The sequence below is a fragment of the Kitasatospora sp. MAP5-34 genome (genome assembly GCF_029894335.1).
Taxonomy (GTDB): Bacteria; Actinomycetota; Actinomycetes; order Streptomycetales; family Streptomycetaceae; genus Kitasatospora.
Map to the genome: position 1 here is coordinate 86,288 of NZ_JARXZC010000024.1, position 26,220 is coordinate 112,507.

17 protein-coding genes are annotated in these 26,220 nt (G+C 68.8%); 14 read left to right on the top strand and 3 right to left on the bottom strand.

Annotated features, from left to right (window positions below; translation table 11 throughout):
* Positions 1-472: 472 nt before the first annotated feature.
* The 4 genes from rpsL to tuf all read left to right on the top strand — a co-directional run bounded on the left by rpsL (position 473) and on the right by tuf (position 4,890).
* Positions 473-844, top strand: coding sequence for a 30S ribosomal protein S12 (gene rpsL / locus P3T29_RS20280; RefSeq protein WP_014144289.1), 372 nt, complete (start codon positions 473-475; stop codon positions 842-844).
* Between the two features lie 2 nt (positions 845-846).
* Positions 847-1,317, top strand: coding sequence for a 30S ribosomal protein S7 (rpsG, locus tag P3T29_RS20285; RefSeq protein ID WP_030457432.1), 471 nt, complete (start codon positions 847-849; stop codon positions 1,315-1,317).
* 41 nt (positions 1,318-1,358) lie between these two features.
* Entirely contained in the window at positions 1,359-3,464 is a 2,106-nt protein-coding gene (gene fusA / locus P3T29_RS20290; RefSeq protein WP_280717940.1) for an elongation factor G, read from the top strand.
* A gap of 232 nt (positions 3,465-3,696) precedes the next feature.
* On the top strand, positions 3,697-4,890 hold the full coding sequence (tuf, locus tag P3T29_RS20295; RefSeq protein ID WP_280717941.1) for an elongation factor Tu: 1,194 nt from the start codon (positions 3,697-3,699) through the stop codon (positions 4,888-4,890).
* 232 nt (positions 4,891-5,122) lie between these two features.
* On the opposite strand, the gene rfbC is transcribed toward tuf, so the two are convergent.
* Positions 5,123-5,719, bottom strand: coding sequence for a dTDP-4-dehydrorhamnose 3,5-epimerase (rfbC, locus tag P3T29_RS20300; RefSeq protein WP_280717942.1), 597 nt, complete (start codon positions 5,717-5,719; stop codon positions 5,123-5,125).
* A gap of 66 nt (positions 5,720-5,785) precedes the next feature.
* Positions 5,786-6,661 carry a glucose-1-phosphate thymidylyltransferase RfbA gene (rfbA, locus tag P3T29_RS20305; RefSeq protein WP_280717943.1) on the bottom strand — a complete coding sequence of 292 codons (876 nt, stop codon included), beginning with the start codon at positions 6,659-6,661 and terminating at the stop codon, positions 5,786-5,788.
* An 81-nt stretch (positions 6,662-6,742) separates the two neighbouring features.
* Here rfbA and rfbB point away from each other — a divergent pair, with 81 nt between their 5' ends.
* The 7 genes from rfbB to P3T29_RS20340 all read left to right on the top strand — a co-directional run bounded on the left by rfbB (position 6,743) and on the right by P3T29_RS20340 (position 13,100).
* Complete coding sequence (gene rfbB / locus P3T29_RS20310; RefSeq protein ID WP_280717944.1) at positions 6,743-7,735, top strand: dTDP-glucose 4,6-dehydratase; 993 nt, start codon at positions 6,743-6,745, stop codon at positions 7,733-7,735.
* On the top strand, positions 7,732-8,607 hold the full coding sequence (gene rfbD / locus P3T29_RS20315; RefSeq protein WP_280717945.1) for a dTDP-4-dehydrorhamnose reductase: 876 nt from the start codon (positions 7,732-7,734) through the stop codon (positions 8,605-8,607). Before rfbB ends, rfbD begins: the two co-directional genes overlap by 4 nt.
* Positions 8,608-8,781: 174 nt before the next feature.
* Positions 8,782-9,183 carry a DUF2304 domain-containing protein gene (locus tag P3T29_RS20320; RefSeq protein WP_280717946.1) on the top strand — a complete coding sequence of 134 codons (402 nt, stop codon included), beginning with the start codon at positions 8,782-8,784 and terminating at the stop codon, positions 9,181-9,183.
* Positions 9,180-10,040: a glycosyltransferase family 2 protein gene (locus P3T29_RS20325; RefSeq protein WP_280717947.1), complete on the top strand. Its 861-nt coding sequence runs from the start codon at positions 9,180-9,182 to the stop codon at positions 10,038-10,040. Before P3T29_RS20320 ends, P3T29_RS20325 begins: the two co-directional genes overlap by 4 nt.
* Before the next feature lie 9 nt (positions 10,041-10,049).
* Positions 10,050-10,934 (top strand): glycosyltransferase, encoded by an 885-nt coding sequence (locus P3T29_RS20330; RefSeq protein WP_280717948.1) that lies wholly within the window; start codon positions 10,050-10,052, stop codon positions 10,932-10,934.
* 29 nt (positions 10,935-10,963) lie between these two features.
* Positions 10,964-12,274 (top strand): hypothetical protein, encoded by a 1,311-nt coding sequence (locus P3T29_RS20335; protein ID WP_280717949.1) that lies wholly within the window; start codon positions 10,964-10,966, stop codon positions 12,272-12,274.
* 187 nt (positions 12,275-12,461) lie between these two features.
* On the top strand, positions 12,462-13,100 hold the full coding sequence (locus P3T29_RS20340) for a class I SAM-dependent methyltransferase (RefSeq protein WP_280717950.1): 639 nt from the start codon (positions 12,462-12,464) through the stop codon (positions 13,098-13,100).
* A gap of 80 nt (positions 13,101-13,180) precedes the next feature.
* Here P3T29_RS20340 and P3T29_RS20345 read toward each other — a convergent pair whose 3' ends face one another.
* A complete protein-coding gene (locus tag P3T29_RS20345; RefSeq protein ID WP_280717951.1) occupies positions 13,181-17,911 on the bottom strand; it encodes a LamG-like jellyroll fold domain-containing protein in 4,731 nt (1,576 codons plus the stop codon).
* 331 nt (positions 17,912-18,242) lie between these two features.
* Here P3T29_RS20345 and P3T29_RS20350 point away from each other — a divergent pair, with 331 nt between their 5' ends.
* The 3 genes from P3T29_RS20350 to P3T29_RS20360 form a co-directional block, all read left to right on the top strand.
* Entirely contained in the window at positions 18,243-24,743 is a 6,501-nt protein-coding gene (locus tag P3T29_RS20350; protein ID WP_280717952.1) for an RHS repeat-associated core domain-containing protein, read from the top strand.
* 144 nt (positions 24,744-24,887) lie between these two features.
* A complete protein-coding gene (locus P3T29_RS20355) occupies positions 24,888-25,316 on the top strand; it encodes a PH domain-containing protein (protein WP_280717953.1) in 429 nt (142 codons plus the stop codon).
* Between the two features lie 197 nt (positions 25,317-25,513).
* Positions 25,514-26,220: transposase (locus P3T29_RS20360; RefSeq protein WP_280717954.1), on the top strand; the 707-nt coding region annotated here is incomplete at its 3' end.

Sequence of the window (26,220 nt, forward strand, 5' to 3'; positions counted from 1 at the left end):
CCCGGAGTACCTCATCAGCGCCGGTCTCCCGTGGCGGGGACGTCCGGGCGTCGAATCGGGCCCTCGCTGCTGCCGTCCGCCGCCATCTGTGGTAAGACGGCAGCAGGCTGTTCGGCCGTCCGGGTGTCCCGGCCCCGCCGGTGTTGAGCTGCGGCGTTGCATTTGTTTTGACCGCGCTCGATGCGCTAGGTACGCTCTGACCTTGTGCCTGGGGTGTCCCCGGGTCCTTGTGCGTGCATGCACACCGGCCGCCGCGCCAAACCGGAGCGTCTCAAAGCGCCCCGCGCGCGCGAGTGCCGTCGCTGCACATCAGCATCATGGGATTCCGCGATTCCTCCCACTGCGCGAGCAGGCCTCACGGTCGGCGCCGCAGAACGGAAGAGGCTCAACACACCCGACCGCGTGGGTCGGAGGGTTGGGGTCACCGCAGGTTAGTTTTACGCAGCCTTGGCACACAGAAAACGGAGAAACGGTGCCTACGATCCAGCAGCTGGTCCGAAAGGGCCGGCAGGACAAGGTCGAGAAGAACAAGACGCCCGCGCTCAAGGGTTCGCCCCAGCGCCGCGGTGTTTGCACGCGTGTGTACACGACCACCCCGAAGAAGCCGAACTCGGCTCTCCGTAAGGTCGCCCGTGTGCGCCTCACCAGCGGGATCGAGGTCACCGCCTACATTCCGGGTGAGGGCCACAACCTGCAGGAGCACTCCATCGTGCTGGTGCGCGGTGGCCGTGTGAAGGACCTTCCTGGTGTCCGCTACAAGATCATCCGCGGCTCGCTCGACACCCAGGGTGTCAAGAACCGCAAGCAGGCTCGTAGCCGCTACGGCGCCAAGAAGGAGAAGTAAGAATGCCTCGTAAGGGTCCTGCCCCGAAGCGCCCGGTCATCATCGACCCGGTCTACGGCTCGCCGCTCGTGACCTCGCTGGTCAACAAGATTCTGCTCCACGGCAAGCGTTCCACTGCCGAGCGGATCGTCTACGGCGCCCTCGAGGGCGTCCGTGAGAAGACCGGCGCCGACCCCGTGGTCGCCCTCAAGCGCGCGCTTGAGAACGTCAAGCCCACCCTTGAGGTGAAGTCCCGCCGCGTCGGTGGCGCCACCTACCAGGTGCCGGTCGAGGTCCGTCCGGGCCGCGCCAACACCCTGGCGCTGCGCTGGCTGGTCGGCTACTCCCGCGCCCGTCGCGAGAAGACCATGACCGAGCGTCTGCTCAACGAGATCCTCGACGCCAGCAACGGCCTCGGTGCTTCCGTGAAGCGTCGCGAGGACACCCACAAGATGGCCGAGTCCAACAAGGCCTTCGCGCACTACCGCTGGTAGTCCGAACCCCGTCACCTTAGACAGAGAGAGAACGAGCCACCATGGCTGCAACCTCCCTTGACCTTGCCAGGGTCCGCAACATCGGGATCATGGCGCACATCGACGCGGGCAAGACCACCACCACCGAGCGGATCCTGTTCTACACCGGTGTCTCGTACAAGATCGGTGAGGTCCACGATGGCGCTGCCACCATGGACTGGATGGAGCAGGAGCAGGAGCGCGGCATCACGATCACGTCGGCCGCGACGACCTGTCACTGGACCCTCGACGATGTCGAGAACACCATCAACATCATCGACACCCCGGGTCACGTCGACTTCACCGTCGAGGTGGAGCGTTCGCTCCGCGTGCTCGACGGTGCGGTGACGGTGTTCGACGGCGTCGCCGGTGTCGAGCCCCAGTCCGAGACCGTGTGGCGGCAGGCTGACCGCTACAGCGTTCCGCGCATCTGCTTCATCAACAAGCTGGACCGCACGGGCGCGAACTTCTTCTTCTGCGTCGACACCATCGTGGACCGCCTCGGCGCCACCCCGCTGGTGATGCAGCTCCCGATCGGTGCCGAGGGCGACTTCGCCGGCGTTGTGGACCTGGTCCGCATGAAGGCACTGGTCTGGTCCGCCGAGGCGCTCAAGGGCGAGATGTACGACGTCGTCGACATCCCGGCCGACCTGGTCGACCAGGCGGAGATGTACCGCGCGCAGCTGCTGGAGACGGCCGCTGAGGGCGACGACGAGCTCATGGAGATGTTCCTCGAGGGCACCGAGCCCACCGAGGAGCAGCTGGTCGCGGGTATTCGCCGCGGCACCCTGTCCTCTGCGTTCACCCCGATCTTCTGTGGCACCGCGTTCAAGAACAAGGGCGTTCAGCCCCTGCTCGACGCGGTCGTCAAGTACCTGCCGTCGCCGCTCGACATCGAGGGCATCAAGGGCCACAAGCCCGGCGACGAGTCGGTGGAGATCACCCGTCAGGCCTCCGACGAGGAGCCGCTGTCGGCACTTGCGTTCAAGATCATGTCCGACCCGCACCTGGGCAAGCTCACCTTCGTTCGCGTCTACTCCGGGCGTCTTGAGGCCGGCACCGCCGTCCTCAACTCGGTGAAGGGCAAGAAGGAGCGCATCGGCAAGATCTACCGCATGCACGCGAACAAGCGTGAGGAGATCGACTCGGTGGGCGCCGGCGACATCGTCGCCGTCATGGGTCTCAAGCAGACCACCACCGGCGAGACCCTGTCCGACGACAAGCACCCGGTCATCCTGGAGTCCATGGACTTCCCGGCCCCGGTCATCCGCGTCGCGATCGAGCCGAAGACCAAGTCCGACCAGGAGAAGCTGGGCGTCGCTATTCAGCGCCTCGCGGAGGAGGACCCCTCCTTCCAGGTCAACACGGACGAGGAGACCGGCCAGACCATCATCGCGGGTATGGGCGAGCTGCACCTCGAGGTGCTGGTCGACCGTATGAAGCGTGAGTTCAAGGTCGAGGCCAACGTCGGCAAGCCGCAGGTCGCGTACCGCGAGACGATCCGCAAGGCCGTCGAGCGTATCGACTACACGCACAAGAAGCAGACCGGTGGTTCCGGCCAGTTCGCGAAGATCCAGATCGCGATCGAGCCGCTGGAGTCCGGCGAGGGCTACGAGTTCGTGAACAAGGTCACCGGTGGCCGCGTTCCGCGCGAGTACATCCCGTCGGTCGACGCCGGTTGCCAGGAGGCCATGGAGTTCGGTGTCCTCGCGGGCTACGCCCTTCAGGGTGTCCGCGTGACGCTGCTCGACGGTGCGGCGCACGACGTCGACTCCTCCGAGCTGGCGTTCAAGATCGCCGGATCGATGGCCTTCAAGGAGGGCGCTCGCAAGGCGTCCCCGGCTCTGCTCGAGCCGATGATGGCCGTCGAGGTCACCACGCCCGAGGACTACATGGGCGATGTGATCGGCGACATCAACTCCCGCCGTGGCCAGATCCAGGCCATGGAGGAGCGTCACGGTGCTCGCGTCGTCAAGGCGCTGGTGCCGCTCTCCGAGATGTTCGGCTACGTCGGTGACCTGCGCAGCAAGACCTCTGGTCGCGCGAGCTACTCGATGCAGTTCGACTCGTACGCCGAGGTTCCGCGGAACGTGGCGGACGACATCATCGCCAAGGCCAAGGGCGAGTAAGGAACTGGCCTCGGCTGGTTCCTTGCCAAGGTCCGGGCTCCCGCATATCGGGACGTTTCGGAACCCTTAGGCTATTAGGAGGCGAACCGGGGGGATCTACCCAGATCCCCCCGGGACTCCTCCGCCCCACCCGCGGGACGGCATGGAGTGCGAACGCGCACCCCGTACCCAACCCGATCAAAGACCAACTGACGTCAGCACGGCGTACAGAACTGTCCTCAGGAGGACTGCAGTGGCGAAGGCGAAGTTCGAGCGGACGAAGCCCCACGTCAACATCGGCACCATCGGTCACATTGACCACGGTAAGACGACCCTTACCGCGGCCATCACCAAGGTGCTGCACGACGCGTACCCCGACATCAACCCCTTCACGCCGTTCGACCAGATCGACAAGGCACCGGAGGAGCGTCAGCGCGGTATCACCATCTCGATCGCGCACGTCGAGTACCAGACCGAGGCGCGTCACTACGCCCACGTCGACTGCCCGGGTCACGCGGACTACATCAAGAACATGATCACCGGTGCGGCCCAGATGGACGGTGCGATTCTCGTCGTCGCCGCCACCGACGGCCCGATGCCGCAGACCAAGGAGCACGTGCTCCTGGCCCGCCAGGTCGGCGTCCCCTCCATCGTCGTGGCTCTGAACAAGTCCGACATGGTGGACGACGAGGAGATCCTGGAGCTCGTCGAGCTCGAGGTCCGCGAGCTGCTCTCCGAGTACGACTTCCCGGGCGACGACCTTCCGGTCGTCCGCGTCTCGGCGCTGAAGGCGCTCGAGGGCGACAAGGAGTGGGGCGAGAAGCTTCTCGGCCTCATGACCGCGGTGGACGAGTTCATCCCGACCCCCCCGCGCGCCACCGACCAGCCGTTCCTGATGCCGGTCGAGGACGTCTTCACGATCACCGGTCGTGGCACCGTCGTCACCGGTCGTATCGAGCGTGGTGTCCTCAAGGTCAACGAGACTGTCGACATCATCGGCATCAAGCAGACCAAGACCACCACCACGGTCACCGGCATCGAGATGTTCCGCAAGCTGCTCGACGAGGGCCAGGCGGGCGAGAACGTCGGTCTGCTCCTCCGTGGCATCAAGCGCGAGGACGTCGAGCGCGGCCAGGTCATCATCAAGCCGGGTTCGGTCACGCCGCACACCGAGTTCGAGGCCCAGGCCTACATCCTGTCGAAGGACGAGGGTGGCCGTCACACCCCCTTCTTCAACAACTACCGCCCGCAGTTCTACTTCCGTACCACGGACGTGACCGGCGTCGTGACCCTCCCCGAGGGCACCGAGATGGTCATGCCGGGCGACAACACCGCCATGAACGTCGTGCTGATCCAGCCGATCGCCATGGAGGAGGGCCTCAAGTTCGCCATCCGTGAGGGTGGCCGCACCGTCGGCGCCGGCCAGGTCACCAAGATCCTCAAGTAATTCTTGATGGTCCGACCTGAGCTGTCGTAGCGACAGGCTCAAGCTGAAGGCCCGCTCTCTTCGTCCGTATGGACGGGGAGGGCGGGCCTTTTCGCGTTGACGGGTGACGGGTGGCTGGTGGTGGTGTGCGGCTAACGGATGGCGGGGGCAGAAAACGGCTGACAGATTTCAAAATCTGTCAGCCGTCACCTGTTATTAGTCCTCTGTCCTCTGCCCCCGGCCAACCCCGCCGCTACACGCTTAGCGAAGCCCCGTACGCCTTGCACGCCTCGTACGAGGGCAGCAGCCCACCCGCGAGGGCCTCCGCCAGCGACGGTGCCACGTCGTCCCGGGCGGAGAGCTGCGGGACGTCGGCTGGCCACTCGATGCCCAGGTCCGGGTCGAGCGGGTGCACCCCGTGCTCGCCCGACGGGTTGTACGTCTCCGAGCAGATGTACGTCAGGGTGGCGTCGTCGGTCAGTGCGCAGAAGCCGTGCCCGAGGCCCTCGGGGATGTACACCGCCCGCCGGTCCACATCGTCCAGTCGCACGCCCTCCCACCGTCCGAAGGTGGGGGAGCCGACCCGCAGGTCCACGATCACGTCCAGCACCGCGCCCCGGATGCAGCTCACGTACTTCGCCTGGCCGGGCGGCACGTCGGCGAAGTGGATGCCGCGTACGACGCCGCGCGCCGAGACGGACAGGTTGCCCTGGGCGAGCCGCAACGGGTGCCCGACCACCTCGGCCAGCCGGTCGAAGCGGTACCACTCGGTGAACAGGCCGCGCGGGTCGCCGTGCAGCTGCGGGGTGATCTCGAAGGCGCCCTCGATCGCCAGCTCGCGGAACTTCACTGCGTCTCTCTCCTCGGTAGTCTCGGTGGTCTCAGTGGCCCGGGTGCTCTCGGCGGGCCGGGTGGTCTAGGCGGGCCCGGTCTCGTCCAGTAGGTCCAGCAGGTACCGCCCGTACCCGCTCTTGAGCAACGGCTCGGCCAGTGCCCGTAGTTGGGCGGAGCCGATCAGGCCGGCCCGCCAGGCGGCCTCCTCGATGCAGCCGATCTTGAAGCCTTGGCGCTCCTCGATCACCCGGACGAACTCCGACGCCTGCACCATCGAGACGAAGGTGCCGGTGTCCAGCCAGGCGGTGCCCCGGTCGAGCTTGGTGACGTGCAACTCGCCCTCGCGCAGGTACGCCTCGTTGACGGCGGTGATCTCCAACTCGCCCCGGGCGCTGGGCCGCAGACCCCGGGCGATCTCCACCACCCGGTTGTCGTAGAAGTACAGCCCGGGCACCGCGTACCGGGACTTCGGGTTGGCCGGCTTCTCCTCGATGGAGATCACCTGGCCGGTCTCGTCGAACTCGACCACCCCGTACGCCGTCGGGTCCGCCACCGGGTACGCGAAGACCCGACCGCCCTTCGCGCCGGAGTGCTGGGCGAGCCGGGTGCCGAGCCCGCTGCCGTGGAAGATGTTGTCGCCGAGGATCAGCGCGACCGGTTCGTCCCCGATGAACTCGGCGCCCAGCACGAAGGCCTGGGCGATCCCCTCCGGGCGTTGCTGGACGGCGTACTCCAGCCGGAGCCCGAGCTGGGAGCCGTCGCCGAGCAGCCGTTGGAACTGGGACTGGTCCTCCGGCGTGGTGATGATCAGGATTTCGCTGATGCCGGCCATCACCAGGGTCGACAGCGGGTAGTAGATCATCGGCTTGTCGAACACCGGGAGCAGTTGCTTCGACACCGCACGGGTCAGCGGCCACAGTCGTGATCCGGTGCCGCCGGCCAGCAGAATTCCTCGCATGGCAGCACCCTATGCGAGCGCTGACGCTCCGTGGCCGGATCGCCCCGGAAAGGCGTACGACGGCGGTACACTTCGCGCACTATGAACATCCTTGTGACCGGCGGTGCCGGCTTCATCGGTTCGGAGTTCGTCCGTTCGCTGCTGGGCGCAGACGCCTCGGCCCGGATCACCGTCCTCGACAAGCTCACCTATTCGGGGGTCGAGGTCAACCTCGCGCCGGTGGCGGACCACCCCGGCTACACCTTCGTCCGTGGCGACATCTGCGACGTGGACACCGTCGACGCCCTGATGCCCGGTCACGACGTGGTGGTGCACTTCGCCGCCGAGTCCCACGTGGACCGGTCGATCGAGGGCGCGGGGCCGTTCGTGCAGACCAACGTGGTCGGCACCCAGGTCCTGCTGGACGCCGCCCGCAAGCACGGGATCGGCCGCTTCGTGCACGTCTCCACCGACGAGGTGTACGGCTCGATCACCGAAGGCTCCTGGACGGAGGAGTGGCCGCTCGCGCCCAACTCCCCGTACTCCGCCTCGAAGGCGGCCTCCGACCTGCTGGCGCTCGCCTACCACCGCACGCACGGCATGGACGTGGTGGTCACCCGCTGCTCCAACAACTACGGGCACCACCAGTTCCCCGAGAAGGTCATCCCGCTCTTCACCACCAACCTGATCGACGGCCGGAACGTGCCGCTGTACGGCGACGGCGGCAACATCCGCGACTGGCTGCACGTCTCCGACCACTGCCGGGGCATCGAGCTGGTGATGCGCGGTGGCCGGGCCGGTGAGGTCTACAACATCGGCGGCGGCACCGAGGTCACCAACAAGGAGCTCACCGGCCTGCTGCTGGAGGCCACCGGCACCGGCTGGGAGCGGGTCGAGCACGTCACCGACCGCAAGGGCCACGACCTGCGGTACTCGCTCGACATCAGCAAGATCCGCACCGAGCTCGGCTACGAGCCGCGGATCGCCTTCGCGGACGGCCTGGCCGCGACCGTCGCCTGGTACCGGGAGAACCGCGCCTGGTGGGAACCGCTCAAGGACGGCCTCAAGGCCCAGACGGCGCAGGCGCAGGCATGACGCCGGGCTGGCTGGTGACCGGCTCGGGCGGCATGCTCGGGCGGGACCTGCTGACCGTCCTCGCGGGGGAGCAGGTCACCGCGCTCGACCGTGCCGCCCTCGACATCACCGACCCGGCGGCCGTCCGCGCCGCCGTCGCCGGGCATTCGGTGGTCGTCAACTGCGCGGCCTGGACGGACGTCGACGGCGCCGAGACCGCCGAGGAGGCCGCCACTGCCGTCAACGGCACGGGCGTCCGTCACCTCGCCGCCGCCTGCGCCGAGACGGGCGCCCGCCTGCTGCACGTCTCCACCGACTACGTACTGCCCGGCGACGCCGGGCACCCGTACCCGGAGGACGCCGCCACTGGCCCGGTCAACGCGTACGGCCGCAGCAAGCTGGCCGGCGAGCGCGCCGTCGCCGAACTGCTGCCCGAGCACGGCTACATCGTCCGCACCGCCTGGCTCTACGGCGAGCACGGCGGCAACTTCGTCGCCACCATGCTGAAGCTCGCCGCCCAGCGCGAGACCCTAGACGTGGTCGACGACCAGCAGGGCCAGCCCACCTGGTCGTACGCACTGGCGCAGCGGCTCGTCGCCCTCGGCCGCGCCCCCGAGGCCCCCGCCGGGGTCTACCACGGCACCGCCTCCGGACGGACCACCTGGTACGGACTCGCCCGCGCTGCCTACGAGTTGAGCGGTCTCGACCCGGAGCGGATCCGCCCCACCAACTCGGCGGCCTTCGTCCGCCCGGCCGTCCGGCCCGCGTACAGCGTCCTCGGCCACGACCGCTGGGCCACCGCCGGACTGCCCCCGCTGCCGGACTGGCGCGAGTCGCTCGCCGAGGCGCTCGGCCGCCCGGCCTTCACCGCCCTCGCCCCGAAGGACGCGTAGTAGGGGAGCAGGGAACGGTAAGCCGTCCGGGCCGGTGACTGCTCTACGCTGTTGAACCACGGCATTCCCACCCAGAAGAGACAACTCGGACAGCGTCGCACCAGGCATACCGGCACACCAGGCACACCACGGCCTCCGCGAGGGCCGCCCCGCGCACGGAAGGCGCCACCGTCAGTGCAACTCTCCATCCTGACGTCGATCACCGGAATCGTTCTGCTCGGCTACATCCTGGAGCTGCTGCGCAGGCAGCAGCTCCGCGAGAAGTACGCGGCGATCTGGCTGAGCATAGGGGTGGTGATCGCTCCGCTCGGTTTCTTCCCGGATCTGCTGGATTCCACCGCCCGCAGGCTGGGCGTGGCGTCGGGGGCGAGTCTGGTGCTGTTCGTGGGCTTCGTGCTGGTCCTGCTGGTCAGCCTCCACCTCAGCTGGGAGTCCAGTCGGCTGGAGGCCGAGACCCGGACGCTCGCCGAGGACGTCGCGCTGATCCGGGCCCAGCTCGCGAAGCAGGGCACCCCGCCCGGCACCCCGCCCGCCCCTTCGGCGGCGCCGGTCGACGAAGGGGAGGCCGGCCCGTGAGCGACGGCCTGGCCGACGGCGTCACCGACCGCACGGCCCACCCCGCGCCCGACGGCCGCCGCATCCTGATCATCCTCCCGGCCTGGAACGAGGCCGACGGCCTGCCCGCCGTCCTCGGCGAGATCAAGCGTCAACTGCCGTACGTGGACACCCTGGTGGTGGACGACGGCTCCACCGACCGGACGGCCGAGGTCGCCGCCGCGACCGGCTCCGCCGTCGCCCGGCTGCCGTTCAACCTCGGCGTCGGCGGGGCGATGCGGCTCGGCTACCGCTACGCGCAGCAGAACGGCTACGACGTCGCCGTCCAGGTCGACGCGGACGGGCAGCACGACCCCGCGTACGTCCCGTCGCTGCTGGCGGGCCTCCGTGAGGCCGATCTGGTGATCGGCGCCCGCTTCGACGGCGAGGGCGACTACCAGGTGCGCGGTCCGCGCCGCTGGGCGATGGGGCTGCTCTCGCTGGTGCTCTCCTGGATCACCGGCACCCGGCTCACCGACACCACCTCCGGCTTCCGCGCCTGCAACCGGCCGCTGATCGAGTTCTTCGCCCGCTGGTACCCGGTCGAGTACCTCGGCGACACCGTGGAGAGCCTGGTCGGCGCGGCCCGCTGCGGGTTCACCGTCCGCCAGGTCCCGGTCGCCATACGCGTCCGCACCACCGGTCGGCCGAGCGCCTCACCGGCGAAGGCCATGATCTACCTGGTCCGGGCCGGCCTGGTGCTGCTGCTCGCGATGATCCGCCGGATGCCCCGCGAGCTGAAGAACCTGGCCCCCGGCTCCCCTTACTACACCGCCTTCGCCGCCCGACCGGTACGTCACCCGTACCCGGCCGAGTACGTGGCCGAGGCCGAGGCCTAGGAGACCCTGGTGTCCCGCTTCGAGATCATGCTGCCGTACTACGGCGAGGTCCGGCTGATGAAGGACGCCGTCCACAGCGTCCTCGCCCAGGACGGCGACGACTGGCGGCTCACCGTCGTCGACGACGGCCGCGAGCCCGGCGTGCCCGAGTGGTTCGCCGCGCTCGACGACCCCCGGGTCCGGTACTACCGCAACGACCGGAACCTCGGCGTCACCGGCAACTTCAACCGCTGCCTCGACCTCGCCGAGTACGAGTACGTCGTCCTGATGGGCTGTGACGACCTGATGCACCGCGACTACCTCACCGTCGTCCGGGAGGCCGCCGACCGCGAACCCGGGGCCGCGATGATCCAGCCCGGCGTCGCGGTGATCGGCGGCGACGGCCGCCCGTACGACACCCTGGCCGACCGCACCAAGCGCAGGCTGTACGCACCGAAGGGCGCCGCCCGGGCCCTGCACACCGGCGAGCCGCTCGCCGTCAGCCTGCTGCGCGGCGACTGGCTCTACTTCCCCGCCATCTGCTGGCGCACCGGGGCCGTCCGGCGGTTCGGCTTCCGGGCCGACCTCGGCGTGATCCAGGACCTCGCCCTGGTCATCGACCTGCTCGTCGCGGGGGAGTCCCTGGCCACCACCCCCGAAATCTGCTTCAGCTACCGTAGGCACGCCGGAAGCGAGTCCTCGGCCAAGGCGTTCACCGGCGACCGCTTCGAGGAGGCCAAACGCTTCTTCCTGGAGACCGCCGACCGCCTGGAGGCGTTCGGCTGGCCGCAGGCCGCCGGAGTCGCCCGCCTGCACCTCTCCTCCCGGCTGCACGCCCTCACCCTGCTCCCCGGCGCCGTACGCCACGCGGGCCGCCCCGGCCTCTCCGCGATGCTCCGGCACGCGACCCGCTGACCGAACCCCGCCCACCTGAAAGACCCGCGATGAACCCCATGACCAAGCTCGGCAGAGCTCTGCCGCCAGGTATCAAACTCGTCGCGGCCGGCACGGTGGTGCTCGGCGCCGCCTCGTACGTCCACCTGGCAGTGGCCGGTCACAGTCTCTCGACCAAGGACATGGCGGGGCTCTCCGTCCTGTGGACGATAGTCATGTCGATCGGGATGGGCCTCTTCTTCCCGTTGGAGCAGGAGCTCACGCGGATCGTCGCGGCGCGAGCCGTCCATGGCGAAGGGGCTGCTCCGGTACTTCGCCGCGCGGCTGTGCTGACCTGCGGGTTCCTCGCGGTCGTGCTCGGTCTGGTGGCAGGGCTGGCCCGGCCGCTGGCGGACCGTTTCTTCCATGGGGATCTCCAGCTCGTCTGGGCGCTCGGCGGAGCCTTCGTCGGGCTGGCGCTCACCTTCATGACCCGAGGTGTGCTCGCGGGTCTGGGCCGCTTCAACGCGTACGGCGCCCAGCTGGCCATCGACGGCGGCCTGCGGATACTGCTGGCGCTCGTCTGCGGCATCGCCGGACTGCACTCAGCGCTTGCGTTCAGCCTGATCCTCGTGATCGCCCCGCTGGTCGCCTTTGCGGTCACCCTCCCCACCACCGTGCGCGCCTCACTGCCCGGCCCACCGATCAGCTGGCCCGACCTGGTCCGTGGATTCGGCCCGTTGATCGGCAGCACCCTGTTGGCGCAGATGATGGTCAACGCCGTGGTGGTGAGCACGCAGCTGTTGGCGCCCACCGAAGTGGCCCTGGTCGCGGCCCTGCTCAACGCGCTCGTCCTGGCCCGCGTACCGCTCTTCGTCTTCGCCGCCCTGCAGGCCTCACTGCTCTCAGGGCTCGCCAGCGCGGTGGCGGCCGGAGACCACGGGGGCTTTCGCCAGATGCTCCGCAAGGCCTGCCTGGTGGTGACCCTGCTCTCGTGCTGCGGCGGCGTACCGGCCGTGCTCATCGGGCCGTGGCTGATCCACCTCCTGTTCGCCGCGCCTGACGTCCTGACCCGGGTGGACTTCCTCTGGCTCTCGCTCGGCACGCTCTGCTACCTCCTGGCCCAGGTGCTCGGCCAGGGGCTGATCGTGCAGCACCGCCACCGTGCGCAGCTCGCCAGCTGGCTGGTCGGTACAGCGGTGCTCTGCGGGACGACCTTCCTCCCGGGAGGCATCGCGATCCGGGTGACCGTCGCCTTCACCGCCGGCACCGCGACCACCGCGCTCGCCATGCTGTGGGCCCTCACCCGTCGCGCCGCATCGGCCACCCGCTCGGACGACACCTCGGCAGCGCAGCAGGCTCCTGCGGTACGCGCCTCTTGAGCGATCGGGGCGAGCCGGCGCTCGTGTGCATCCCTTGGCCACGCCGGACGCCCACCTTGGACAATCACGCGCCGTAGCAGCTCAGCCTTCCGGGCGACGGCCGCACCACCCCCCGCCGCAGATCTCCCGTACGCCGACTGCGAGACTTCCTCGGTCAGGAGCACGCCGAATGTCTCGGAGAGATCGCATGGGAATCACCACCGCCGTCCGCCGTCGCCTTGGCAAGTACGAGATACCGGCAGCCGAGCTCTACCGTTCGGTGTTCATCGACCTCGACGACATGGCCACCACGCTGCTGAGCCTCAGTCAGCCGAAGCGCATCCTGGAGATCGGCTGCGGCGACGGCGCGGTCGCCGAGCGGCTGGTCGGCGCGCTTCCGGACGCCGAGTACGTCGGAATCGACGTCATGGCCGAGCCGGGCCGCCTCTTCCGTGGTGACCGCAGCCGCGCCGAGTTCCGCTCCGTCTACTCCCATGACCTGCGCGCCGAAGAGCCCGCCCTCTTCGACCTCGTCCTGGTCGTGGACGTCCTCCACCACGTCCCGTCCGCCCAGCGCGACGCCCTCCTGCACGACGCCGAGGCGATGCTCGCCCCGGGTGGCACCCTGATCGTCAAGGAGTGGGAGCGCCGCCAGGACCTCGCCCACCTGATGGCCTACACCTCCGACCGTTACGTCTCCGGCGACAAGAACGTCGCCTTCGCCGACCGCGACCAGCTGCTCGCCACCGTCGGCCGTGCCCTGCCCGGCCTCTCCGTGGTCTGCGAGACCCGCGTCCCGCCGAAGCGCAACAACATCCTCTTCGCGCTCCGCCGCACGGAGATCTGACGTACGGAGGCTGACGTACCGCCACAAACGAGTGGGCCCCGGCAGCTGCCGGGGCCCACTCGTTTGCTCACCTACGGAGATCAGTCACCGGCGACGGTGATCGTCTTCGGGGTGCCGTACAGGGTGCCTTGGACGTAGGACGTGACGTTGCCCATGGTCGCCCAGGACGCGCTCGGGTAGCGGATCGTGTGGTAGATCGTCCCCGCGCTGTTGACGATCGCGACCTGCATCATGCTCGACGCGCCGGTGCCGACACAGCTCATGCCGATGCTGACCACCGTGCCGGGGTTGGTAGCCGTGGCCGCCTCCACGTCACCGAAGGCCCCCCAGTGCCCGGTGGTGTCGCGAATCGAGTGGTAGAGGCCGGAGCCGTTGTTGGTGCTCACCATCACCTGGAGAGCGCCCGCCACACCGGCGGCAGACACGTGGTTCGGCGTGCCGGGGTTGCTGGAATTGGCGTACACGTCGCCCCAGCCGCTCCAGGTGCCGCCCGCCGCGCCGCGAACCGCGTGGTACAGCTTGCCCCCGGCGATCACCAGGACCTGCAGGTCTCCGCCGGTCGTGGTGGCTGCGGCCACCTCCTGGACGGTGCCCAGGCTGCCACCGATTCCGGCGGCACTGATCTGCGCGGTGAGATCGCTCCAGCTCACCCACACGCCGTTCGGGTGGCGGAGCGCCTCGTACAGGTGCCCGTCACTGCCGGTGCCGATCAGGTCGAAATCGCCGTTGACGATGGCGGACGCGTCGACCGCGGTGATGGACACCGTGGTGCTGCCGACCGTCGACGGAAGCGGTGCGCTCGTCCCTGTCGGCGAGCCCCACGTCGACGACCCGAACGGTCGCACCTGGAACTCCAGCGCGCTGCTCATCTTGGCGATGTACGTGGTCCCCTGGTACTCGGCCTGCGTGGCGGAGTTGGTACCCATGGGGACGTACGCCATGTCCGGGACGGCGTCCCAGGGCGTGAAGGTGCCGTTGATGGCCCGGACCGTGTGGTCCAGGTTCCCGGTGCTGTCCAGAGTCGTCAGCTGCAGCTCTGACGGTGACGGCGGAAGGTCGACCAGAGCGCCGACCTGACTGCTGGTCAGAGCCTGCTGCCACGTCTGGACGTTGGCGATCTGACCGTTGAACAGCAGGCTGCGCCCGCCGTTGTACAGGTACGAACCCACGCTGAAGCTGCCGTTGGTCGCCCAGGCGGCCTTCGCGTGCGTGCCCGTGCCGACCGGCACGCCGTTCACGTAAAGGGTCTGCAGGCCCGTGGACACCTGGTAGGTGGCCGTGAGGTGCGTCCAGACCCCGACCTGTGCGGGCGTGTTGCCGGACGTCACGACGTCCTGCGCCGGAGTCGCGGTGTCGCTCTGCGGCATCTGGAAACGCCAGGTCTTGTCCTGCGAGTCCGCCCACAGGGCGAAGCTGCTCGCCTTGGAGCCGTCCTGGCTGAGCACGACGCTCCCCGAGGCGCCGCCGGTGCTGAGGGTGTCCGCCTTCACCCAGGCCGAGACGCTGAAGTCGGCCGTCGGCGTGATCGCACTCTGGCCGGCGGCGGACACCAGCGCGCCCTTGGTGTCGAACCGGGCGTCCGGGTCGAACATGTCGCCGGTGTTCCAGACCGGGCCGGTCGGCGGGGTCGTGACCGTCGTGACCGTCGTGCCGAGCGGCTGGCCGCCGGCGGTGTCGGTCGCGGTGGTGATCGCGCCGCTGGTGCCGCTGTTCAGGACCCAGGCGTGGGTCGGTGCGACGAGCGTGTCGGTGCCCTTGGCGAACGTGGTGGACTTGGTCAGGTCCACCGGGGACAGGTACGCCGTGACCGCGCCGCCGGAGCCGACGGTCCAGAGGTCCGGATTGCCGTTCCCGTCGATGTCGGCGGCCTGCAGGCTCAGGGACGGGTCCTTGCTCCAGTTGGTGGACATCTGGAACGAGGTGTAGTTCAGAGTGCCCGTCGCGTCGAGGTTGAGGTTCGTCCAGAGGTCGAGTTCACCGGAGCTCTGGTTCCACAGGTACATCGCGGTCCTGGGGCCCGCAGCGGTGGGGAGCTGGCAGGTGGCGATCGTCCACTGGTCCCAGTCCGGCTTCCCGTCAGGGGAGTTGATGGTGTTGGTGGCCATCGGGACGTAGTTGGCCGCCGTGCCCTGCGCCTGGTAGAAGTCCAGGGTGAAGCCCTGGGCGGTGTTGCCACTGGTGCCGATCAGGTCGGCGTAGCTGGACGGGCCGTTCGTGGCCGAGCCGGCTGCGGCCAGCTGGATCGGCTTGTTGCCGTTGATGTCTGCGAGCGTGTCCTTCGTGACGTTGATCTGGTTACCGTTCAGCTGCGCCTGGATCGGCGAGCCGTCGCCGCTGCCTTCCAGGATCGAAGCGCGGCCGGTGGCCGGGTAGTAGGCCAGTACGTCCTGGAAGTTGTTGTCGGTGAAGTGGCCGACCACGGCCTGCGCTCCGTCGAAGTCGGAGGGTAGGTTGTCGCCGTTGTAGCCGTTGCCGTACGCCCCGATGTTGTTCGCGGCGCTGATAGCGCGGGCGGCTGCGTCACCACGGCCCCGGCCGAGCCAGAGGCCGGAGGGCAGGCCGTTCTTGCCGCCGACGGTGAGCAGGTCGGGCTGGCCGTCACCGGTCAGGTCCCCGTCGGCTGCGGGTGCCGCGGCCTTCGAGTTGAAGTAACCGCCGAAGGACTGCTGCCCCATGTTCCCGCTCGGCGACATGCTGACGACGCTCAACAGGTTGGTCCGCCGGGTCGGTGTGACGGTGATCGACGCGGTGCCCGTGGCGCTCGCGGTGACGGTGAGCGGGGCACCCCCGTTGAGCTGGTACTGGTAGCTGCTCGGGATCGATCCGGCCGGGCAGGTGCTGCCGCACTGCGGGCTGATCGCGAGGCTGACGGCGGTGCCGACGGTACCGAGGTTGTTGCCGTTGGCCGGGAGGGCCACGGTCGGTGCGCCCGGCCGGGAGTTGTCGAACGTGAACGTGCACGTCGTCGACGTCGGGCCGGACAGGTAGAAGTCCGTGGTGGTGACGGTCCAGTCGATCTTCAGCAGCTGATTGCCCGCGATGGCCTCCAGCGTGGACTTGGGTAGCTTGAAGGCGAGCGTCGAACCGGACTGGGCGGTGAGCTGGTTCGGGTCGCTGTCCGGGACGATGGTCGTGCCGGTGCCGTCCTTCCAGACGTGGAAGGTGGCTCCGAGCGTGCCGCCGTCACGGTCCGAGACGCCGGCGTAGAGCCAGACGTCGCCGTCACCCGCGTAGGTGCCGCCGCCGCAGGAGGTGGCCGGCGAGGTGTACAGGCCGGTGGACCTGTCCGGCGCGTGGTCGTAGGTCGTCGACACCGAGACGGTGTTCTCGTACCTCTTCCAGCTGTCCGAGTTCGACTCGTCCTGCGCCTTGAGGACGAACAGCAGGCTCGAGGTGTGCTGCGAGGCGGCGTTGCCCATCACGCCGGTGATGTCGAAGCCCACGCCCTGCCGTGCGCACGGGAGGCTCGTGCCCCAGAACACCTTGTTGTCGCTGGCGATGTACGTCTGCGGCTGCGGTGAGTTGCTCCAGGTGGTGCCGTTGCCGATGGTCGAGCCCGCAGGCGTGAGCCACAGTTCGGTGTTGGTCTGCGTGCAGTCCGCCGACCAGGCCCCGGTGAAGTTGAGCTGTGAGCTGATCACCTGCGAGTCGTAGCTGCTCGGGTCCACGCTGATCTGCATGTACGAGCGGGCGACGTAGTACGGCGCCTGCCAGGTGTTGTCGCCCATCTTCAGCTGGTCGCTGGTGTCGTAAAACGCCTGATTGGGGAACGCGCTGCCGATCCAGGCCCAGCCCTGCCGGGAGCTGGACGCCGACGGCGCGTAGAACGTCGGGTCGATGTACAGCGGGTACGAGGTGATCGGCCCGGTCAGCAGGGAGGGGTCCGGGGTGAGGTCGATCCCGCCGCCGTCGACCTTCGTGGCGATGCGTGCGAGGTGTGCGCTCTCGCCCGGACCGGCCTCGGAGGAGTTGACGGAGTTTCCGGTCCGGGCATTGACGGCCTGTCCGGTGCGCGGGTCCTTGACCGTCTTCGTCTGAGCCTGAGCGGTGACGCCGGCTGCGGCCGAGTCCCACATCTGCGGGGCCGGAGCGGTGAACACCGCGCGGCCGAGCCGGTCCTTGGCGGTGATGTTGCCGCCCTTGTCGGCGCTCAGCGTCACGCCGTCGGTCTTGGTGGCGAGCCGCAGCTGCTTCAGCGCGGGGTTGGCCGCTGCCTTGGCGTTCTTGACGATCAGGACCTCGGAGAAGGTGCCCCGGGAGTCCGTCGTGACCTTGAGGTCGACACCGTCGAGAACGTTGGCGTACATGGCGGTCGGTCCGCTCAGCGTGGGCGCCGGCAGGTCCACCGGCAGGCTCACGGCCAGCTTGCCGCCCGGTGCCGCCATGGTCGCCAGCGGGCCCTTGCCACCTCCCGAGAGGGTCAGCGAGCTGCTCGTGACGGCAGGGGAGATGGTGCCGTCCGGGTTCTTGTGAAGGTTCGGGTCCAGGTCGGCCCATGTGCCGTTCACGCGCTTGCGTACCGGGGCGAGCGACTGCGCGATGGTGAACGTGCCGTTCGGGTGCGCGGTCAGGGTCTCGGTGTCGGTGGTCGCGGCGGTCGCCAGGACGTCCTGGTTGCTGGACGCGGCCCTGACCTGGGCCTGGCTCAGGGAGAGTGGCGAGTCGGCCGGCGGGCTGACGGCGTGCGGGGCGGCGGTGACTGCGGCGTGGGCCGGCAGGACCGCCGCGCCGGTGAGTACGACGGCCAGTGTGGCTGCGGCGCTGACGCCGCGTATCGCTCTGTGCCGTCGTCCGGGTGGAGAAGTTGACATCTGGTCATGACCTTTGGTTGAGGGCCCCCAGGGCCCCCTGGCCCTGATCAACGGTCACGTTAGGCATCCGTTCTGGCACTTCGGCGTCCTGTGGCACAGATCACGCTCGAATTTATCGGGCTTTGTCGCGATATTCCGAGATTCGATCTTGATCTTTTGGCCATCTCTTTGCCACTCCGGATGGAACCAACTGGAATCGTCGCTTCGCTGGGCCCGGCTTCGGCCGCCCAGTCAGGCCTGCGGGCGGGGTGCTCATAACTCATGGAGTGAGAGAGACAGGGCGATGGAAACACTGGGTGGAAAACGGCGAGATCGCCGAATAGCAAGGTTGTTGACGGTCACGCTGGCGTGCGCGACGGTGATGGCGTCGTCGATGGGCGCGGCTCCGGCACTGGCACTGCGGGCGGCTGCGCCGGTGCACGCGGGCGCTCCGAAGCTCGGGAAGACGCCTGCCGTGAAGGGCGTCTCGGCGGTCGGGAGCCACTTCGGGAAGGCTGCCGACCAGTCCGCGCCGGCCTACCGGCCGACGAAGGTCGCTTTCCCGCAGCCCGCGACCGCCACCGTGGCGGTCGTTCAGGGCGCGCCGACGCTGTCGGCGGCCGCGACCGGCCCGAGTGTGCCGGTGTCACTGAAGGCTGCACCGCCTAAGGGCGCCTCGTACGCCGGCCCGGCCGCCGCCGAGGTCAGTGTCAAGGACCGGACGGCCGCCGCCAAGGCCGGCATCGCCGGGGTCCTGTTCACGCTCACGCCGACCAAGGCCGGCCAGGGGGCGGCTCAGGTCAGCCTCGACTACTCGGCCTTCGCGCAGGCGAACGGCGGTGACTTCGGCTCCCGCCTCCAGCTCGTGCAGCTGCCAGCCTGCGCGCTGACCACGCCCGAACTGGCCTCCTGCCGTACCCGGACCCCGCTCAGCTCCACCAACAACCCCACCAGGAAGACCGTTTCGGCACAGGTCCAGCTGGCAGCGAGCATCCCGTCCGTCAAGGGGAAGTCGCTGCTGCAGAACCAGCAGTCCGCAGTGGCTGCCGTGCCGATGGTCCTCGCGGCCACCGCCGGCTCGCCCGCCGACGGCGGCGGCCCGTCTGGTACGTACTCAGCCACCACGCTGAGTGCTTCCGGCAGTTGGGCCACCGGCGGTTCGACCGGCTCCTTCACCTACGGATACCCGCTCGCGGTGCCGCCGGCCCCGTCCGCCCTGGCGCCGAAGCTCTCGCTGGACTACGACTCGGGCTCGGTGGACGGCCAGACCTCCGCCTCCCAGTCGCAGTCGTCCTGGGTCGGTGACGGCTGGAGCATGCCGCAGTCGTACATCGAGCGCACCTACGTCCCGTGCGCGGACAGCCCCGAGGGCTCGGCCTCCCCGTCCGCGACGTACGACGAGTGCTACGGCGGCGAGGTGCTCACCATCTCGCTGAACGGCGCCTCGACCTCCCTGGTCTACGACGCCGCCAAGAACGTCTACAAGGCGGCGGACGACAGCGGTGCGGTGGTCACGCACGTCACCAACTCGTCCAACGGCTCGGGCACTTACAACACCGACTACTGGACGGTGACCGACCGCACGGGCACCGCGTTCTCGTTCGGCCGCAACGAGCTGCCGGGCTGGGGCTCCGGGAAGGCCACCACCAACTCGGTGGACTCCGTGCCGGTCTACTCCGCCCACGCGGGCGACCCGTGCTACAACTCGTCCGGCTTCTCGTCCTCCGTCTGCACCATGGCGTACCGGTGGAACCTCGACTACGTCAAGGACGTGCGCGGCAACGCGATGTCCTACTACTACGACCAGGACACCAACTACTACGGCGAGAACAAGGGTGCGAGCAACGTCTCGTACATCCGTGACTCGCACCTCAACCACATCGACTACGGCTTCACCGACGGCAACGCGTACGGCACCGCCCCCGACCGGGTCGCCTTCACCCCCGGCAACCGCTGCAACACCACCGGGTGCGGTCCGCTGACTGCGGCCACCAGCTCCAGCTGGCCCGACGTCCCGTTCGACATGGTCTGCGCCTCCGGTGCGACCTGCACTGCGCAGAGCCCGTCGTTCTTCTCGACGGTCCGCCTGGCCTCGATCGCCACCCAGCAGTACGACCCCGCGTCGACGAGCTACAAGCCGGTCGACACCTGGGCGTTGAGCGAGAGCATGCCGACCAACGGTGACGGCGGAGCCACCCTCTGGCTCGACTCGATCACCCGTACGGGCAACGACCTCAAGGGCGGCGGAAACACCACCGCGCTCACCCTCCCGCCGATCACCTTCGGCAAGCTGGACCTGCAGAACCGGGTCGACTCCACCACGGACGGGCTGCCCCCGCTCTACCGCTTCCGCGTCAGCTCGATCACCACCGAGACCGGGTCCGCTATCGGCGTGCAGTACACCCAGCCGACCCCGTGTACAGCGCCGGTGACCATCAACCCCGCCGCCAACACCTCGTCCTGCTACCCCGTCTACTGGACGCCGAGCGGCTACACCAGCCAGATCCTCGACTGGTTCAACAAGTACGTGGTGCAGAAGGTCACGCAGACCGACCCGACGGGCGGAGCGCCGGTCAAGGCGACCTCGTACGACTACTTCAACGCGGCCTGGCACTACGACGACAACGAGGTCGTGCAGTCCAAGTACCGCACGTACGGCCAGTCGCGCGGCTACGGCGACGTCAGGACGTACACGGGCGACGGCGTCAACGACAGGCAGACCGAGAGCGAGTCGGTCTACTACCAGGGCATGTCCAACGACAACGGCTCCGGCACCAGGATGCTGACGGACTCCCAGGGCGGCGCCCACGAGGACCTGAGCCAGCTCTCCGGCAAGCCGCTCGAGGAGACGACCTGGACCGGCAAGGGCGGCAGCGTCGACCACTCGGACATCACGTCCTACTGGGTCTCGGCGGCCACCGCCACCCGCTCGCGCACCGGGCTGCCCGACCTGACGGCCAACGCGATCGAGCCGGTGGAGAGCTGGAAGCGTCAGGCGCTGACCGGCACCGGCGCGACCACCTGGCGGATCAACGAGACCGACAAGTCCTACGTGACGGACACCACCGACCCCGACTTCGGCCTGGCTGCGGCCACCTACACCCACACCGTGCCGGTCAACACGGCGTACGACCAGTGCGCCACCACGGCGTACGCGCAGCCGAACACCACGCTGAACCTGGTCGGCCTGGCTGCGAGCACCGAGACCGACTCCGTCGCCTGCGGTGGCTTCACCCAGGGCAGCCCGAGCAGTGTCCCGGGTTCGGTCAACACGGTGGTCGCGCCCACGAGCGTCACCCGTCCCGACCAGGTGGTCACGGCCGGCCGGATCTTCTATGACGACCCGACCACGGCCGCCACCTGGCCGCAGCCGGCCGCCCCGACCTTCCCGCAGACCGGTGCGCCGACCCTCGGCGACCCCTCCGTGGTCCAGACGGCCAACGGCGCGTCGGGCGGCGCGCTGACGTACGTCACCACCAGCACCCAGGTCCGTGACTCGCTCGGCCGGCCGCAGGACGTGTACGACGCCAAGGGCGCCAAGACCCACACCGACTACGCGTCCGACTCGGCCGGCAACCCGACCGGCGTCACGGTCACCAACCCGCTGGGCCAGAAGACCACCAGCACCGTCGACCCGACACGCGGCTCGGTGCTCACCGCGACCGACGCCAACCTGGTGGTCACCACCAACCAGTACGACACGCTGGGCCGCACCACCGGCGTCTGGCTGGCCTCGCGGGCCCCCGCGACGAACCCGGCCAACTACGTCTTCGCCTACACGGTCTCCAACACGGGTGTCACGGCGGTCACCACCAGCAAGATGAACGACGAGGCCGCCTACCAGGTCAGCACGGTGATCTACGACGCGCTGCTCCGCCCGCGTCAGACCCAGAACCCGACGCCGCAGAGCGGGCGCATGGTCACCGACACCTTCTACGACACCCACGGGTGGTCCACGTCCACCTACAACGGCTGGTGGGACTCGGCGACCCTGCCGAACACCACCCTGGTGTCGGCGACCAGCCTCAAGGACCAGGTGCCGAACCAGGACTACCTGACGTACGACGGCCAGGGCCGCGTCACCGTCGACCAGTCCGAGCAGAACAACCTGGTCGTCTCCACCACGACCACCGTCTACAACGGTGACCGCACCACCGTCCTCCCGCCGACCGGCAGCACGCCCAAGACGACGGTGACCGACCCGCTCGGCCGCACGGTCGAGCTCGACGACTACACCACCCCGCCGACCCTCAACACCCCGGCCGACACCTTCGCCGGGACGTACACCGTCAGCGGCGGCACCACGCAGCCCATCACCTACGGCTACGACAACCGCGGCAAGCAGAACCAGGTCAACGCGGGCGGTTCCACCTGGACCACCACGTACAACCTGCTCGGCCAGGTCACCGACAAGGTCGACCCGGACGCGGGCCACAGCGCCATGCAGTACGACGCCGGCGGCCTGCTCACCCAGGCGGTCGACTCGCGCGGCAAGACCGTCAGCTACACGTACGACGCGCTGGACCGCAAGACCGCCTCGTACGACGCCCCGAGCACCGGCCAGACCAGCGGCAACCAGCTGGCGGGCTGGGCTTACGACAACTCCAACGGCGTGCCCGGCGTGACGAACCCGGTCGGCCACCTGACCACGACCACCAGCTACAGCAACGGCGCGGCGTACCAGACGCAGGAGAAGGGCTTCAACGTCTTCGGCGAGCCGCTCGGACAGACCGTCACCATCCCGGCCAGCACCGAGGGCTCGACGCTCGGCACCAGCTACACCTTCACGCACAGTTACACCAGCACCACCGGCCTGCCGTTCCGCGACGTCTACCAGGGCGGCGCGGGCCTGCCGCCCGAGGTCGTGACCCACGGCTACGCGGGCAACCTCGACCTGCCCAACTCGCTCGGCAGCACGTACGGCTACGCCCAGGGCGTGATCCACGACGCCTACGGCCGGGTCCAGCAGCAGACCATCGGATCGGCCACCAGCGAGGGGTACATCACCGACCAGTACGACCTGCACACCGGTCGGCTGACCGACCAGCTGGTCACCCGCCAGCTCGCCACCCCGACCAACGTCGACGAGCAGGCATACACCTACGACCTCTCCGGCAACATCACCAAGCAGATCTCCACCCGCCTCGGCTCGACCAGCACGGTCGAGACCCAGTGCTACCAGTACGACACCCTCGACCGCCTCTCCCAGGCGTGGACGGCCTCCGACTCCTGCGCGGCCACACCCACCGCCGCCGCCCACTCCAACGTCGGCGACGGCGTCAGCGGCGGCGCGTACTGGACCAACTGGTCGTTCGACGCCCTCGGCAACCGCACCAGCCAGGTCGACCACTCGACCACCGGCGGCACCGACACCAGCACCAGCTACACCTACAACGGCAACGGCACCGGCCAGGCCCACACCCTGACCTCCACCACCGCCACCGGCGGCTCGCCGGCCGCCACCTCCTACCAGTACGACACCGCCGGCAACACCACCCAGCGCACCACCCCCGCCGGCGGCACCCAGACCCTGTCCTGGGACGACGCCGACCGCCTCACCGGCGTCACCGGCGGCACGGCCGGGCCCACCAACTACGTCTACGGCGCCGACGGCACCGTCCTCCTCCAGAAGGACCCCACCGCCACCACCCTCTACCTCCCGGGCGAGCAGCTCACCCTCACCTCCACCGGCGCCCTCAGCGGCACCCGCTACTACACCCTCCCGGGAGGCGGCACCGCAGTCCGCACCGGCACCCTCGGCGGCCCCACCTCCACCTACACCTTCGAGATCCCCGACCAGCACGGCACCGCCGGCCTGGCCCTGGACTCGACCTGCCAGACCCCGACCTGGCGCCAGTTCACCCCCTACGGCGCCGCACGCGGAACGGCCACCACCTGGTCCGACAACCGCACCTTCCTCAACGCCCCGACCGACACCAGCACCGGCTTCACCACCCTGGGCGTCCGCCAGTACGACTCGACCATCGGCCGCTTCCTGAGCGTCGACCCGGTCTTCGAGGCCGCTGACGCCCGCCAACTCGGCGGCTACAACTACGCAGGCAGCAACCCCGTCACCGGCAGCGACCCCACCGGCCTGATGCTCTACGACCCCGAGACCGGTGACACTGGTGGGACGACGCAGCAACTGCAGGACGCGGTCAACAAGACCAGGTCGAACCCTGACTACCAGGATCCGGCGCCGTGCTTCACCTGCACCACGAGCAGCGACGACGGCGGTGGTGGCGGTGGTGGCAAGACTGATCAGTCCAAGCACAAGAAGTCGGGGTGCCATGGTTTCTGGGGCTGCGCCGGGCACTATGCCGAGGCGACCGGAAGCTGGATTGATGACCACCGAGGAATGCTGGCGACCGTGGTCGCCACGGCAGGATGCTTTGTCCCCGCAGTCGGCTGGGCCGCATGTGCCGGCCTTCAAGCGCTGGCGTACGGAGTCCGGACACAGCAGACGATCGCAGACGATGGCGGATGGGACAAGAACTCGAGTTCCATCCTGCTGGACGGCGTGCTCACGGCGGGGACTCTCGGAATCAGCGGCGCGGTATCGGTGGCCAAATACGGTTCGGCTCTGACGCTCACACAAGCTACCGGCAAAGCTGCTCCCGGGATTGTCGGAGGCGTCAAGAACCTCTGGAATGTTGGCGAAACCGCCAACTGGCAAGCGGTCGACAATTTGCCGGTGGCAAAATGGTCGATAAAGGTGGCCACCATTGCGCCGACCGTCCTGAATCAGGTTCGAAAGTACGAAGGGCGGGTTCCGCAGGTAGCCTCCAGCGTCAAGACCTTCATGACTACTCCCGTGGGGGCTGGTCTGGGGTGGGCGGCCTCCCTGCCGTAAGCTGATCTGAGGTAGTCGGTCCGCAGTCGGCCGATGCTCCGCGAAAGGAATCAGCCTGGACCGGGCATCGGCCGACTGTTCTCGATTTGCACAGCTGTAGGACAGGCGATTGGCAGCCCGCACAGTACTCGGTGAGGATCAACCTTGAAGAAGCAGATGAGGATCTATCCGAAGGGTCAGAGAGTAGCCCTCGTCGCCGTGGGGGTGGGGTTTCTCCTGATCAGTTCCGCGTCCATGATGCGGGGCTCGGTGGCGGCGCGAATCTTTTACGGCGCTATTCTCGTGGCGTCCCTGTGGTGGTGCTACCGAGGTGCCCGTCTCGGCTTGACGGTGGATCAGCAGGGAATTTCCGAGAGATCGCTGGGGCGAACCCGCCGGGTGGCCTGGCAAGAGGTCAAGGAGCTGACGGTCACCCGGGGCAGCGGAAATGCTGGAGCCAAGTTCTCGATGCTCGTTCTGCACTTTACGGATGGCCGCGAGCTGCCCTTGCGGGCAGCCGCCCGATTCAGCGATCAGGAAGTTCGAGAAATCCGTGACCGGGTGGCTGTGTATCGACCGGCCAAGGGGAATTGAGCGGGACAGCTGGAACAGCCGGAGCCCTGCCAGGGCTCCGGCTGTTCTGCGTCGGCCTGTCGTGGACCGGCTCAGCCCGAATCCACCGGTCAATAGCCGGTCCAGGGTCCGGACATGAAAGCGGAGATGCCCCCTGACCAGGGAAGATGTGACTTGTCTAGGGTTACATCCAACTGATCTGGAGGGGCATCTCCGGGATGCAGTCTCTCATGCCGCCGCGAGCGGTTTCCGTCGCGTTCGACGCGCCGAACCTGATCGCGGACGCCGGGCTGGTCCCGCTGGTTCGCCTGGCCGAACGCGCCGGCCTGCACGGTCTCGTCGCAGAGCGGCTGCGCATCGAGGGCGCGGGCAACAGCGGCGGTGCCCACCCGGGTGCGAAGGCGATGACGCTGATCGCGGCGATGTGCGCCGGGGCGGACTCCATCGACGACACCGACCGGTTGCGGCACGGCGCGATGCGCCTGCTGTCCGGCGGGGTGCGCGCGCCTTCGACGCTGGGCACCTTCCTGCGCGCCTTCACGCACGGCCACAACCGGCAGCTCCACGCGGTGCACCGGGACTTCCTCGCCCGCCTGGCCCGGACCACGCCACTGCTGCCCGGCGCGGACAAGGTCGCGTTCGTCGACATCGACCCCACCCACCGGCGCGTCTACGGCCGCGCCAAGCGGGGCGCCGAGGTCGGGCGGTTCAAGGGTGTGCGGACGCTGCACCCGATCCTGGCCACCCTCAGCACGCCGCTGGCCCGCCCGGTGATCGCGGCCGTCCGGTTGCGGCGGGGCAAGGCCGCCGACGCCCGCGGCGCCGGGCCGTTCACCGCCGAGGCCCTCGCGGCCGCCCGGCAGGCCGGCGCGACCGGAACGGTGATCGTCCGCGCGGACAGCCAGTTCTACAACGCCGACGTCGT

Excerpts from the sequence above, each read along its gene's own strand:
- P3T29_RS20340 (WP_280717950.1), top strand. The coding sequence starts at position 12,462 with ATGGGAATCACCACCGCCGTCCGCCGTCGCCTTGGCAAGTACGAGATA.
- P3T29_RS20335 (WP_280717949.1), top strand. The coding sequence starts at position 10,964 with ATGAACCCCATGACCAAGCTCGGCAGAGCTCTGCCGCCAGGTATCAAA.
- rfbB (WP_280717944.1), top strand. The coding sequence starts at position 6,743 with ATGAACATCCTTGTGACCGGCGGTGCCGGCTTCATCGGTTCGGAGTTC.
- rfbD (WP_280717945.1), top strand. The coding sequence starts at position 7,732 with ATGACGCCGGGCTGGCTGGTGACCGGCTCGGGCGGCATGCTCGGGCGG.
- P3T29_RS20345 (WP_280717951.1), bottom strand. The coding sequence starts at position 17,911 with ATGTCAACTTCTCCACCCGGACGACGGCACAGAGCGATACGCGGCGTC.
- rfbA (WP_280717943.1), bottom strand. The coding sequence starts at position 6,661 with ATGCGAGGAATTCTGCTGGCCGGCGGCACCGGATCACGACTGTGGCCG.
- fusA (WP_280717940.1), top strand. The coding sequence starts at position 1,359 with ATGGCTGCAACCTCCCTTGACCTTGCCAGGGTCCGCAACATCGGGATC.
- rpsG (WP_030457432.1), top strand. The coding sequence starts at position 847 with ATGCCTCGTAAGGGTCCTGCCCCGAAGCGCCCGGTCATCATCGACCCG.